This window comes from Arcicella gelida (assembly GCF_034931025.1).
Lineage (GTDB): Bacteria > Bacteroidota > Bacteroidia > Cytophagales > Spirosomataceae > Arcicella > Arcicella gelida.
Map to the genome: position 1 here is coordinate 403357 of NZ_JAYGIL010000003.1, position 12909 is coordinate 416265.

Below are 12909 nucleotides of genomic sequence, written 5' to 3' on the forward strand. Positions count from 1 at the left end.
ACACACTATTACGCCATTCTTACGGTATCCATCTTATTCAAGCCTCTTTCAAATTGAGATAAAAATCATCTCTAGTTTAATTGACTATTTTAATGAAATTAACTGCTTTACCAGGCTTAGCTACACCAAAATTAAATTGGTGACAGGATTCGAACCTGTGTTCATAGGGTTAACCTAAATTATCTTCAACAGCATATTAAAAGCTAAAGCTTTAATACTACATGGTTCTTTAAAACCAACGTCGTGGGTTTTGATAATCATTATTAACAGTACAAAGTTGATTAGTTCCTACGCAAGGTATTTGCGTAGATATAATTAATTTCAAAAAATGAATAAATTCTCTTTTTGATAGACCTAATGCAAACTCAACATACATAAATCAATCTCTCCTGTTTTATTAAGAATTTTGTACCTTTGTGCGATAACCTTTGAATTATAGAAATTTGTTCGAGAGAATAGCTTTTTAAATATCATTTTACTGTTAAAACTAAGGAGATGGAAACAAATTTCCCCATTACTTTTAAAGTTAATATCATAAAAGATTGGGAGTTAGTTGTTGGATTAGTATTTATTTTACTCTGGTTTGTATCGGTATTTTTTATTTTTCATGTTCCTTGGTTTGTGGTAATTCCATTATTGGTAATACTCTTTTGGCAATTAAATTTAGTTTTTGCAGAAATAAAATTGACCCACGAAGGTATTGAGTATAAATCTTGGATGAGAGGAGTAGTGATAAAATGGAAAGAGGTAAATACTTTGGGCGGAATTGCCAGAATAAAAAGACAGTATTTTGAAGTTATTTCCATTCAGTCTTTGAAAGCTGATATTAAGTATAAAAGTCAGATTGGCTCATTAGTTTATGTGGGTGAAGTGAAAAAAATGCTTTTTATTTCTAACAAAGAGCAGTTTAATCCCAATAGGTTTACATGGATAAGTGATGAATTTATTTCATTTGAGTATCGTCCAGAAATATTAAAAATTATACAAGAAAAATTAGAAGCAATAGATAAAAATGTTTGAGAATTTAAGCAGTAAAATAACCACCGCAATGCGTACCCTGAAAGGTAAGGGACGTATCACGGATGTCAATGTAGCAAGTACTGTCAAGGAAATCCGCAAGGCTTTGATGGATGCCGACGTAAACTATAAAGTTGCCAAAGAAATCACTGACCGTATCAAGGAAGAAGCAATGGGACAAAAAATCCTTATTGCGGTTGACCCCGGTCAAATGTTAGTGAAGATTGTCCATGAAGAACTTGTAAAATTGATGGGTTCTTCTGTGCAAGCTATTAACCTTAAACCAGACCCAGCGATTATTTTGATTGCAGGTTTGCAAGGTTCGGGTAAAACTACTTTCTCTGGAAAATTAGCTCAATACCTCAAAAAAAGTGGTAGAAATGTGTTGTTGGTAGCCTGTGATATTTATCGTCCTGCGGCTATCGACCAATTGAAAGTTTTGGGTGAACAAGTAGGCGTAGATGTTTATGCTGAACCTGAAAATAAAAACGCTGTTGAGATTGCACAAAATGCGATTTCTTACGGACGTAAAATGGGTAAAAGAGTAATCATTGTCGATACTGCTGGTCGTTTGGCAGTAGATGAGGCAATGATGAATGAAATTGCAGCGGTTAAAAATGCTATCAAACCTTCGGAAATCCTTTTTGTAGTGGATTCGATGACGGGGCAAGATGCTGTAAATACTGCTAAAACTTTCAACGAACGTTTGAATTTTGATGGCGTTGTACTTACTAAATTAGATGGTGATGCTCGTGGTGGTGCGGCACTTTCTATTCGTCATATTGTAGATAAACCAATTAAGTTTATCTCAACAGGCGAGAAAATGGATGCACTCGACCAATTCTATCCCGACCGTATGGCAAGCCGTATTTTGGGAATGGGTGACGTACTTTCTTTGGTAGAAAGAGCTCAACAAGCATTTGACGAAGAAGAATCTGAGCGTATCAATAAGAAAATTCGTCAAAACCAGTTCAGTTTTGAAGATTTCTATTCGCAGTTACAGCAAATCAAGAAAATGGGAAATTTGAAAGATTTGATGGGAATGGTGCCAGGAATGTCGCAAGCGGTGAAAGATGTAGATATTCCAGACGATGCTTTCAAATCAATTGAAGCCATTATTCAATCTATGACTCCGAAAGAACGCCAAAAACCAGAATTATTAGATATGTCTCGCAAGAAACGGATTGCAACAGGCTCTGGTACTTCTGTCACAGAAATCAATAATCTCTTGAAACAATTCGACGGAATGCGTAAAATGATGCGTATGATGAACAATGTTCAAGATGGAAAAATGAAAATGCCTAATATGGCAAATATGATGCGTAAATAGAAATTGTAGTATTGAATAAATATAGAAAGGGTTAAAGGGATTATATCTTTTTGACCCTTTTTCTTGTGGAAACTAAAAGACAATAAAAAAGCCTTAACATTTTGGAATGTTAAGGCTTTGAAAGTGGTCCCACTAGGATTCGAACCTAGGACCCCCTGCTTGTAAGGCAGGTGCTCTGAACCAGCTGAGCTATGAAACCGAGATTGTTGTTGTAATTTGGTGGTCCCACTAGGATTCGAACCTAGGACCCCCTGCTTGTAAGGCAGGTGCTCTGAACCAGCTGAGCTATGAAACCAAATCCCTTTCTTTTAAGGTGGTGCAAAATTACGCTTTATTTGCTTACACTCCAAACTTCAACAAAGAAAAAAATGAATCTTTTTTAAATAAAATTATAAGTGTTTTATTATCAGTAAGTTAAAATTAGATAATTTTTTGATGTTTTTTGTACGTCCTATATCTACTTATTAGTAATGATTGACAAAGAATAGAATTGAGTATTTCAATATATAATACATCTAAAACGTTCATGTCATTTTTGGAATGACTGTAGATGTTTTTAACCTTTCATAACAATTGAAGTTTTGATTATTGGTTAAACTGGATAAATTTGTGAAATTAAATTTAAACCAAAATTAAAATGTCAGAATTATTTACAGCTGGTGGTATTATAAGTTTACTTACTCTTACCTTTTTAGAAATTGTTCTTGGAATAGATAACATCATTTTTATTTCAATTGCGGCTAATAAATTAGCCAAGAAAGATCAAGCAAAAGCAAGGAACATAGGATTGCTATTAGCAATGGTTTTCAGAATTACTTTACTGTTTGGTATTTCATTCATCATCTCTTTACAAGAGCCTTTTACTCATATCAATTTAGGATGGCTAAATGCAGGAATTTCTGGACAGAGCTTAATCTTATTTATCGGAGGTTTATTCCTATTGTACAAAGCGACTTCTGAGATTCATGAAAAACTAGAGGTTGGTGGTGAACATGAAGTTACCGTTCCTAAAGGTTCAGCGGCAGATAAATTAACGGCAGTGGTACTTCAAATTGCGTTGATTAATATTGTATTCTCGATAGATTCAATTCTTACTGCTATTGGTTTAACGCATAATTTGCCAATTATGATTATTTCAGTAATTCTATCAATCGTTATTATGATGGCTTTTTCAGGCCCTGTGGGCGATTTTGTGAACCGTCATCCTTCTATTCAGATGCTAGGAATGGCATTCTTGATTATGATTGGTTTTATGCTTATTGCACAATCTGCACACGACGCACACGTTTCTCTCTTTGGTTCTGGTGTAGGTGAAGTACCAAAAGGCTATTTATATTTTGCGATTGCCTTCTCTTTATTAGTTGAAGTACTCAATATTAGAATGAGAACTAAACAAGAGAGTTCTAAGTAAACTTTATGAAGTAGTGATTTAATCACTCGCTTTTGTTTGATAGAAAATAAAAAATCCGTGAATTTGTTTTAAACAAATTCACGGATTTTATGCGTAATAAAAAAATTACTTTACAAACTTTTTCGCTTGTGCAAGAATGACATTCGCCGCATTGGGAATAGGGTTTGGAACACCAACCATAATCGTTTTTACTTTACCATTGTTATCCATAAAGTAAATTGATGGATAAGCATCTACTGGATATTTTTGAGCTACCGCTGGTCCTTCTCCATTTTCATAATCCATTGCAACACAAACGTATTTTTGGTTCATGTAATCACCCAAGGCTTTATCAGTAAATACTTGATTTTTCAAAATTTTACATGGACCACACCAAGTAGTGTAGCAATCCATCATAATCATTTTATTTTCCTTTTTTGCTTTTGCTAAAGCTTGTTGAAAAGTACCTTTGAAAAATTGAATACCCGTAGTAGTATTATTTTTAGTAGGTTCGGTTTTGGCGTTTACGCTGATGGCAAAAAGAAATAATAAAGCAGATAAAATTCTAGTTTTTAACATTTTCTAAGATTGATTAAGTTTGATACAAAACGTTTAATTGACGAGTAAATTTTAAACGATTAAACTAATACTAAAGTTTTAGATTAACAATCATTAACATTTTAAATTAAAAAGGCGTAAGAATATAATACTCTTACGCCCAATATATGGATTATTGAATGTTAATTATGCATAAGTATTTAGCATTACTGGCATTACAAGCATTAAAATATCTTCGTCAGCTTTTTTATCAGCAGGAATAATTAAACCAGCACGATTAGGTTGAGACATTTCTAAAGAAATCATGTTTGAAGTAAGGTTACTCAACATTTCAATCATGAATTTAGCATTGAAACCGATTTCCATTTCATCTCCATCATAGTCGCACATTAATCTTTCATTCGCTTCGTTAGAGTAGTCTAAATCTTCGGCTGAAATCACTAAATCGTTTTTCAATAATTTCAAACGAATTTGATGAGTAGTTTTGTTTGAATAAATAGAAATACGTTTCAAAGAGCCTAAAAATTCTGAACGATTAATCGTTAGAACGTTTGGATTGTTTTGAGGAATAGCATTTTCGTAATCAGGGAAACGTTCGTCGATTAATCGGCAAATCATTCTAATGTTATTGAAGCTGAAAAACGCATTCGAAGAACTGAAATCAGAAGTAACAGTTGTATCATCAGAAGGCAATGAAGATTTCAATAAATTCAATGCTTTACGAGGAATAATCATCGTAGAATCATATTCTGATTTTACATCACTTCTTTTATAGCGAATCAAACGGTGACCATCTGTAGCTACAAAATTGGTATATTCTGGCGACAATTGAACATAAACACCTGTCATAGCAGGACGTAAATCGTCATTTGAAACAGCAAAAATAGTGTTGGCAATTGCTGCACCTAATATATCAGCAGAAATTTGTACCGATAAACTTTTTGTTACTTGTGGTACTTTAGGGAAATCAATAGGGTTTTCGCCTGAAAGTTTATAACGACCATTTTCAGTGATAATTTCAGTGCCAAAAGTATCTCTGTCAACTTTAAAAGTAATTGGTTGGTCTGGTAAGCCTCTAAGAGTATCCAATAATAAACGAGCAGGAATAGCGATTGCTCCAGTATCTGAAGATTCTATTGCCAATGTCGTAATCATTACAGTCTGTAAATCAGAGGCAGTAACAGTCAGTTGAGTTTGATCAATTTGGAACAAGAAATTTTCCAAAATAGGTACAATCGGGTTGTTGGCAATAACGCCATTAACTGTCGAGAGTTGTTTCAATAAAACTGATGAGGATACGACGAATTTCATTATCTTGAAAGAATATTTTTAGTTGGGAATGACTATTAAATTATCAAAATGATTTAAGTTTTGATATAAAGTACTGTATTTTAAAAAGTTCAACAAAAGTACAAATAAGCCCTGACTTTTAATTGTTTTTAGGTAAATTTCGCCAGCAAGAAAAAGTTTTTTTGAAACTTAATTTTATTCACTCAACGATTATGAGAAAATGAATTAAATATTCAGCGAGTGTATTTTCTTTGTCTCCAGAAATTTCTAGCTATTCCTAAAATCGCCAAAATAATTACTGGAATGATTAAATTAATTGATTGCCAATAGGTTCTATCATCTTGCAAAGCCGCTTTATCTAAAGGTCTTAATTTTATTTCTTTATTTCTTGCTACAATTACGCCGTTATCATCCAATAAATAGTCAATAGCATTCAGTACAAAATCCTTGTTGGCAAATGTATTACCTGAATATTTATCAAAACCAAGTGGGAGAGGAGTATTGTTTTTTTTGTCAAAATCATTCGCTGGAATGTCTCCATCTGAACAAACAATTATTTTGGTGGCTTTTCCATCAGCTTTAAAGTTAGCAAAACGAGCATCACTTGGCAGAATTCTATTTTTGTATAAAGATTCAAATTTTCCTTCTAGTAACAGACCTACGGTTTGAACTCCAGCATTATATTGACTTGCATTTAAATCTTTACTAGCAAAATTGTAACTCATGATTGCTGGTGCTTTCAGTAGCTGTGTATATTGCGAAGTCATCAATAATGGAGTCTTCAAGATTCCATTCGCACGTACAGTATCAAGTGTACCGACATATTTTGTATAAATAGCATCTAAATTTCTAACAATTGGCGATTTCCCAAAAGTATTTATCAAAGGGAAATATTGCCATTGTGTAAGTTGAATGTTGGAACGGTCACCAAAATTTCCGACGTCTAAAGGAATTGCAGCACTCATTTGAGCATCCTTGATAAGATTTGGGTTTAAGCGAACACCGTATTTGAATAATAAATCTTCAAGACCAACACTTTGAACTTGTGCCATATTCCCTTCACGTGCCACAGAATCTACTTTTACAGCATCGACAAAGAAAATTGCTTTGCCACCATTCATGATAAATTGGTCTATTTTATACTTGTCATCATCATTAAAAACTTGTTCAGGTTTCAAAACAAAAATGGCATCTAAACCATCTAACGTTGGTGAATTTCTTAAATCAACTGGATAAAGTTCGTAATTGGGTTTTAAAGCCCCAATTAAATCCAATTGATTTACAGCAGGTAAATTGGTATAATTGATAAAAAAGCCAATCTTCTTTTTCTCTGTAGCAGTTACTCTTTTAATGGCAGAAGCCAATTGATATTCTACTCCTTCATAAGATTGATTTAGGATTTCTTGAGGAGATGATAATTTATTCCCTTTCAATAATAGCGTAGCAATTTCTTTGTCTTTGTAAGTAATAATTGCTCCTGGCAAAATTAAACTTTGTGTTTTTTTACCGTCTTCATTGTTATAAACATTGGTTGGAGTAATACCTTTCTGAGCAATAGCAGCTATTTTCTCGTTTCTTGTTTTTTCATCTTTATACTCAGCATTCAAGTCGATAAAAGTATATTTAATATTTGTTCCGCCATAGATTTGAAATTCATCAAGTGTTTCCTTAACCGCATTTTCTAAACGTTTAAAACCCGCAGGAATGCCTTTCCCTGTGAGATATACTTTTACATATACTTCGTCATCTAGGTTTTGTAATAAATTTTTACTTGCCTCAGAAATAGTATAACGCTTTTCTTGGGTTAAATCTAGTCTAAAAAAGAAACGACTAGCCAAGAGATTTACTCCCAGTATTGCTACAAAAATGATGATAAACTGAACGCTTTTATTTTTCATTTAATTTCTAAAGAATTTTCCTTGTCTTCAATTGTGATTAGAATCTCAAAAAGTATTTATGTTTTACACAGCTACACAAAATTAGTATTTATCTTTTGATTAATTCATTTTAAACGAAGGTTGAAGTAAAACTGTATTTAGAATAAAAAAAATGATAAAGTTTTGTTGCCCTTCCACTTCGCATTTACGACTAATACTTCAGAAGCTTTGGATTACCACTAACCACAAAAACTGAGTATATGTCATCATTGATAGTTCGTTCCAATTTTGAATTAATTGTAGATTCAAAAAAAAGTTTATCGCTAATAATTGAACAAATAATCATGTTAGAAGCAGAAAGTAATTACACTTTAATCCATACTAAAGATGGAAATAGTTGTTTGTATGCTAGATGTATTAATGCTTTTGACGAAGAGTTGGAAAAATACGGTTTTTTGCGTGTACATAAATCTTACATTATAAACCCTAAATATGTACTGGATTATGTCAGTAGAGAAAGAAAAATTATACTTGAAAATAATTTATTCGCACCTATTGCAAGAAGAAAAAGAAGTATGATAAGAGTCTCTTCAATTCGTAAAATTGTTGGGAAATACCCTCGAATAAATATTAATCTCTAAATCTATCTCTTACAATTGCTAGGCAGTAATCTATTAAAAATAGTTACTGCCTCATTTGTTTAATAGATGTTAGGTTTGAGTAAAATCAAATGCCAATCTCTAGTCCTTTTTGGAAAATAGAATTCTGTAGCTTATCTTTGAAATAGCTACTTTTAAGTGTGAGACTTTTAGTTTTGCACAATCATGAAAAAACTATTTAGTATATAGATAGTCAGTTATTTATATTATCTAAATAGACGATGCTCATGAACACATCGTTTTTATCCAATTCAGAGTATTATTAATCAAACCATCAATGCTATCAAGCCTAGTCCTACTTAGGCTCAGATTTTTGGGTGGGAAAAACAAAATTTTCAATGAGTAAATTTCTTGAATTACAATGTTTTGATTCTGAATCAGGTTCTCTAACCGTGTTTGAAAAACACCTTCCTGGAAGTATAAAAAGAGTTTTTTATATTCATTGTGAAGAAGGAAAGGTGAGGGGTGGACATCGCCATAAAAAAACGTGGCAAGCAATTACTTGTTTGACTGGTAGTTGTAGGATTTATATAAATAACGGACAGTATGAACAAGAATACTTCTTGTTTTCACCAAATCAATGTATTATTCTTCAGCCAGAGGATTGGCATATTATGGACTCTTTCTCAAAATCCTGCATTCTTTTAGTATTAGCAAATGAATTATATGATCCTAGTGATTATATCGATGAACCTTACGAATTAAAAACAATGAAAAATGCAGATACCATTTCTTAGTTTAAAATTAATAAATAAGCCGTTTGAAGTAGAAATTCAAAATATTGTAAATGAAGTTGTTGAAAAAGGATGGTATATTCTTGGAGAGAAAGGTAAAGAATTTGAACAGAATTTTGCAAGATTTTGTGGCGTTAAGCACTGTTTTGGTGTTGCTAATGGTTTAGATGCTTTGATTATTATTTTAAAAGCAAGTAATTTCCCTCCATCTTCTGAGATTATTGTAGCTGCCAATACTTATATCGCTACGATACTAGCAATTAAACAAGCTGGGTATATTCCAGTTTTGGTTGAACCTTCTTTGGAAACATACCTAATTGATTCTCCCAATATTGAAAAAGTAATCAGTTCGAAGACTAGAGCAATTTTAGTTACTCATCTCTATGGCAAATGTTGTGATATGGATAGCATTTCTCTGATAGCTCAAAAATACAATCTCCATGTTTTTGAAGATGCCGCTCAGGCTCATGGTGCCAAATATGATGGAAAAATGGCGGGGAATTTGTCTGACGCAGCGGGCTTTAGTTTTTATCCCTCTAAAAATTTAGGAGCATTAGGTGATGCAGGGGCAATTACAACTAATAATGATGAACTTGCTGAAAAAATCCTAGCTTTAAGAAACTATGGTTCAAGTAAAAAGTATGTGTTTGATTATCAGGGTTTAAATAGTAGATTGGATGAAATTCAAGCCGCAATATTGAATCTTAAACTCCAGCAACTAAATGTTGATAATCAGTATCGGCGACAAATAGCATCTACTTACCTAAGTCAGATTAAAAATGATAAAGTTATTTTGCCCACTAGTGATACAATTAATGACGATGTTTGGCATTTATTTATACTTAGAACAAAGCATAGAGATGATTTTATGAAATTTTTGAATTCAAAAGGAATTGGAACTGATATTCATTACCCAATACCACCTCATAAGCAAAAGGCTTTTGAAGAGTGGAATGATAAATCGCTACCGATTACGGAAAAAATTCATCAAGAAGTGATTAGTATTCCACTAAATACAGCTTTGACTGAAAACGAAATTAATTATATCGTAGAAACGATAAATTCATACTAAACCATTATATAATATGTTATTATCAGTTGTCATTCCAGTTTATAGAGGTGCAAAAACTATTGGAAAACTGGTTGAGAAACTTCACGAAGAACTGAATCAGTATAGTTTTGAAATTGTATTAGTCAATGATGGAAGCCCAGATGATTCAGAACAAGTTTGCTTAGCATTATCAAAAAAATACAAAAATATTACCTTTGTCTCATTACGGAAAAACTTTGGAGAATTTAATGCAGTAATGTGTGGATTAAATCATGTTAGAGGAGATTATGCTGTAATGATTGATGATGATTTCCAAAATCCTCCATCTGAAATTATTAAATTATTAAAGGAAGCAGAGAGAACTGGACATGAAGTAATTTATACTTATTACTCTGATAAAAAGCACAGCATTTTTAGAAACTTTGGCAGTTGGTTGGTCAATCAACTTGCTACAAGGTTGTTAAATAAGCCTAAAGGACTTTATTTATCAAGTTTTAAACTGATTAGTAAAGATATTGTCAATGAAATTTGTCATTACAAAGGCCCATTTCCTTATATTGATGGAATAATTTTTAGTGTGGTATCTAATGTTGGAAGTGTTCATGTAGAACATTCAGAAAGAGAGGAAGGACGCTCAAATTACACTTTTAGTAAATTATCTGTACTGTTTCTCACCATTATTTTTGGTTATTCAATTCTACCAGCTAGGTTTATTCTACTTTCAGGTTTTTTCTTGATTTTACTCTCTTTGCTACTTTTCGGCTTAGATATTTGGGGAGTGATGTCACAATACTCTATTACAGTTTTCATGTTTTTTGGTGGAGTACAATTGATGTCGCTAGGCATCATTGGAGAATACATGGGAAGGATGTTCTTAACTCAAAATAATTATCCACAATATTCTGTGAAATATAAAGTACTGAGCCATGCTGAATAGTAATGTTGAGGAATACAAAGTAATGTTTGAGGCTGAAGAAAAGCTTTGGTGGTATCGAATTTTGCACGAAAAGGTTTGGGCAGAAATTACTAAAAAATATCCTGAAAATTATCAAATAAATATCTTAGATATTGGCTGTGGAACGGGTGGGTTGATGAGCTTTTTAATCAAAAATGGTTTTCAAAATATTCAAGGAATAGATTATTCTGAGGCTGCTATTTCTTTTTGTAAAGAAAGAAATTTGAATGTTCAGAGATTTGATATTAACTTTTTGGCAGAATTTACAACCTCAAATAAGTTTGATGTGATTGTCTGTAATGATGTTTTTTACTGTTTGGAGAATACACAAATTGTCAATATTCTTCAAGCGATTCATGGCTTGTTAAAAGATGAAGCCATTTTTATTTCTAATAATAATGCTTTTAACGTTTTTTGGGGAACACATGATATTGCGGTAGGAGGGAAACAACGATTTACTCTTCAAGATATTGAGGATTTATTGCCCAAAAGAATGTTGAAGATTGATTATTATTCTTATTGGACTTGGTTTTTATCTCCTTTAGTCTTAGCGGTAAGATTAAGTCAGAGATTAGGAATAGCACTCAAATTAATTGATACAAAAAATGTAGTTTCGGATGTTGAAGTACCTTCTAATTTTATTAATTCCTTTTTCTATCATTTAGTGAAAATTGAAGAAAAGATACTTAAAAAAGGCTTTTTTGGAAGCTCTTTATTTATAAAGATTTCAAAGAAAAACGGGCTTGTTTCTTAATGAAACTAGCCCGTTTTGAGTAAAAAGAAATTAATGTAAAGGTAATTTTTTAATCATTCCTCCTTTTACATCATTTATACTTTGCTGTATAATAAAAGCTGATTTATCGATATTAGCTACTTCATCAGTCAATTTTTGAATTTCCAATCGAGTAACAACAGTATAGATTATTTCTAAATCTTCATTGAGTTGTCCTCTTTTCCCAAAGCCTCTTTTCCCATTAAAAATAGTTACGCCCCGTCCTAACTTTTCAATAATTACTTTTCTAACAGCCTCACTATGTTCTGTGATGATTGTTACTCCAGTAAATTCTTCAAGACCATGAATTAAAAAGTCGATGGTTTTTGAAGCACCCAAATAAGTAAGCATCGCATACATTGCTGTTTCGATATTGATTAAAATTGCAGCTGCTGAGAAAATAATTACGTTAATAACAATGATAACATCACCCACACTCAATACTGTTTTGCGGCTAATAAATAGGGCAAGTACTTCTGTTCCGTCTAGCACACAACCACCACGAATGGAAAGTCCGATTCCTGCACCAAGAAAGAAACCTCCAAAAACTGCAATTAGTAGTTTATCCGTAGTAACAATTGGGAAAGAAATAAATGTCAAACTCAGTGCTAAAAGTCCAATGGCTATCAACGTTTTTACTGCGAAAACTTTTGATACTTGCGTGTATGCTAACCAAATAAAAGGTAAGTTGACAATGATAATTAATACAGGCAAATTAATGTCTGTCAATATATTTATTAACAGTGATATACCAGTTACGCCTCCATCCAGAAAGTCATTTGGAAGTAAAAATCCTTTGAGTCCGAAGCTTGCAGAAAGTACACCAACGATTACCAATAAAGCATCTTTGCCATATTGAAGTACTAAATTATTTTGTTGCGAAGGTTTTTGTAGAATTGATTGAGTCATAATTATAGAGGGTTTAATATGTTTGTAATACTTATGGAAATACTGAGAAATTTGCGAATAATATTGATTCCAGCCAATTATTACTCCCCGAAATTTAGAATGTTTTTGCTAAAAGAGAAATACATGAAACGTATTCAGGATATGAAGCAAGGAGTGCTTGAAATAAGTTTCTTCAAAGAAATGTCTCATTACAACGCATCAAAGAGTTTTTTGTTGTAATTTGAAAATAAAAAAGCTTCTGATTTCTCGAGGCTACTGAAAAAGTCTATTTATTAACTCTCATAAACGAGCAGAAAGCCTTAGCTTTTCTGCTCGTTTTTTTGTATCTTGAAATAGATTTATTAATGTATTTTAAGATGTTATCTCA

Annotated in this window: 12 protein-coding genes and 2 tRNA genes; 8 read left to right on the top strand and 6 right to left on the bottom strand. The window is 32.3% G+C overall.

What is annotated here, in order from left to right; all coding sequences use genetic code 11:
* The first annotated feature begins 495 nt into the window (after positions 1 to 495).
* Both VB776_RS03505 and ffh read left to right on the top strand, forming a co-directional pair.
* Positions 496 to 1020, top strand: a complete 525-nt coding sequence (locus tag VB776_RS03505) for a hypothetical protein (protein ID WP_323326078.1) — start codon at positions 496 to 498, stop codon at positions 1018 to 1020.
* Positions 1013 to 2347, top strand: a complete 1335-nt coding sequence (gene ffh, locus VB776_RS03510) for a signal recognition particle protein (protein ID WP_323326080.1) — start codon at positions 1013 to 1015, stop codon at positions 2345 to 2347. Before VB776_RS03505 ends, ffh begins: the two co-directional genes overlap by 8 nt.
* 124 nt (positions 2348 to 2471) lie before the next feature.
* Here ffh and VB776_RS03515 read toward each other — a convergent pair.
* Together VB776_RS03515 and VB776_RS03520 are read right to left on the bottom strand one after the other, a co-directional pair.
* Positions 2472 to 2546: transfer RNA gene (locus VB776_RS03515), tRNA-Val, on the bottom strand.
* Between the two features lie 18 nt (positions 2547 to 2564).
* Positions 2565 to 2642: transfer RNA gene (locus VB776_RS03520), tRNA-Val, on the bottom strand.
* Positions 2643 to 2984: 342 nt separating this feature from the next.
* On the opposite strand from VB776_RS03520, the gene VB776_RS03525 reads away from it, so the two are divergent.
* Complete coding sequence (locus VB776_RS03525) at positions 2985 to 3758, top strand: TerC family protein (RefSeq protein ID WP_323326082.1); 774 nt, start codon at positions 2985 to 2987, stop codon at positions 3756 to 3758.
* Between the two features lie 105 nt (positions 3759 to 3863).
* On the opposite strand, the gene VB776_RS03530 is transcribed toward VB776_RS03525, so the two are convergent.
* The 3 genes from VB776_RS03530 to gldG form a co-directional block, all read right to left on the bottom strand.
* Positions 3864 to 4316: a thioredoxin family protein gene (locus tag VB776_RS03530; protein ID WP_323326084.1), complete on the bottom strand. Its 453-nt coding sequence runs from the start codon at positions 4314 to 4316 to the stop codon at positions 3864 to 3866.
* A gap of 165 nt (positions 4317 to 4481) precedes the next feature.
* Complete coding sequence (gene dnaN / locus VB776_RS03535) at positions 4482 to 5606, bottom strand: DNA polymerase III subunit beta (RefSeq protein WP_323326086.1); 1125 nt, start codon at positions 5604 to 5606, stop codon at positions 4482 to 4484.
* Positions 5607 to 5818: 212 nt separating this feature from the next.
* On the bottom strand, positions 5819 to 7483 hold the full coding sequence (gene gldG, locus VB776_RS03540; protein WP_323326088.1) for a gliding motility-associated ABC transporter substrate-binding protein GldG: 1665 nt from the start codon (positions 7481 to 7483) through the stop codon (positions 5819 to 5821).
* 239 nt (positions 7484 to 7722) lie between these two features.
* Here gldG and VB776_RS03545 point away from each other — a divergent pair, with 239 nt between their 5' ends.
* From VB776_RS03545 to VB776_RS03565, 5 genes are all read left to right on the top strand, one after another.
* Entirely contained in the window at positions 7723 to 8103 is a 381-nt protein-coding gene (locus tag VB776_RS03545) for a LytR/AlgR family response regulator transcription factor (protein ID WP_323326090.1), read from the top strand.
* A 356-nt stretch (positions 8104 to 8459) separates the two neighbouring features.
* On the top strand, positions 8460 to 8858 hold the full coding sequence (locus VB776_RS03550) for a sugar 3,4-ketoisomerase (protein ID WP_323326092.1): 399 nt from the start codon (positions 8460 to 8462) through the stop codon (positions 8856 to 8858).
* Complete coding sequence (locus VB776_RS03555) at positions 8839 to 9927, top strand: DegT/DnrJ/EryC1/StrS family aminotransferase (protein ID WP_323326093.1); 1089 nt, start codon at positions 8839 to 8841, stop codon at positions 9925 to 9927. Before VB776_RS03550 ends, VB776_RS03555 begins: the two co-directional genes overlap by 20 nt.
* A 13-nt stretch (positions 9928 to 9940) precedes the next feature.
* On the top strand, positions 9941 to 10843 hold the full coding sequence (locus VB776_RS03560; RefSeq protein ID WP_323326095.1) for a glycosyltransferase family 2 protein: 903 nt from the start codon (positions 9941 to 9943) through the stop codon (positions 10841 to 10843).
* Positions 10833 to 11615 (top strand): class I SAM-dependent methyltransferase, encoded by a 783-nt coding sequence (locus VB776_RS03565; protein ID WP_323326097.1) that lies wholly within the window; start codon positions 10833 to 10835, stop codon positions 11613 to 11615. Before VB776_RS03560 ends, VB776_RS03565 begins: the two co-directional genes overlap by 11 nt.
* Before the next feature lie 30 nt (positions 11616 to 11645).
* Here VB776_RS03565 and VB776_RS03570 read toward each other — a convergent pair whose 3' ends face one another.
* Entirely contained in the window at positions 11646 to 12542 is an 897-nt protein-coding gene (locus VB776_RS03570; RefSeq protein ID WP_323326099.1) for a YitT family protein, read from the bottom strand.
* Positions 12543 to 12909 lie beyond the last annotated feature (367 nt).

Coding starts and splice junctions, on each gene's coding strand:
- VB776_RS03505 (WP_323326078.1), top strand. CDS start 496: ATGGAAACAAATTTCCCCATTACTTTTAAAGTTAATATCATAAAAGAT.
- ffh (WP_323326080.1), top strand. CDS start 1,013: ATGTTTGAGAATTTAAGCAGTAAAATAACCACCGCAATGCGTACCCTG.
- VB776_RS03525 (WP_323326082.1), top strand. CDS start 2,985: ATGTCAGAATTATTTACAGCTGGTGGTATTATAAGTTTACTTACTCTT.
- VB776_RS03530 (WP_323326084.1), bottom strand. CDS start 4,316: ATGTTAAAAACTAGAATTTTATCTGCTTTATTATTTCTTTTTGCCATC.
- dnaN (WP_323326086.1), bottom strand. CDS start 5,606: ATGAAATTCGTCGTATCCTCATCAGTTTTATTGAAACAACTCTCGACA.
- gldG (WP_323326088.1), bottom strand. CDS start 7,483: ATGAAAAATAAAAGCGTTCAGTTTATCATCATTTTTGTAGCAATACTG.
- VB776_RS03545 (WP_323326090.1), top strand. CDS start 7,723: ATGTCATCATTGATAGTTCGTTCCAATTTTGAATTAATTGTAGATTCA.
- VB776_RS03550 (WP_323326092.1), top strand. CDS start 8,460: ATGAGTAAATTTCTTGAATTACAATGTTTTGATTCTGAATCAGGTTCT.
- VB776_RS03555 (WP_323326093.1), top strand. CDS start 8,839: ATGCAGATACCATTTCTTAGTTTAAAATTAATAAATAAGCCGTTTGAA.
- VB776_RS03560 (WP_323326095.1), top strand. CDS start 9,941: ATGTTATTATCAGTTGTCATTCCAGTTTATAGAGGTGCAAAAACTATT.
- VB776_RS03565 (WP_323326097.1), top strand. CDS start 10,833: ATGCTGAATAGTAATGTTGAGGAATACAAAGTAATGTTTGAGGCTGAA.
- VB776_RS03570 (WP_323326099.1), bottom strand. CDS start 12,542: ATGACTCAATCAATTCTACAAAAACCTTCGCAACAAAATAATTTAGTA.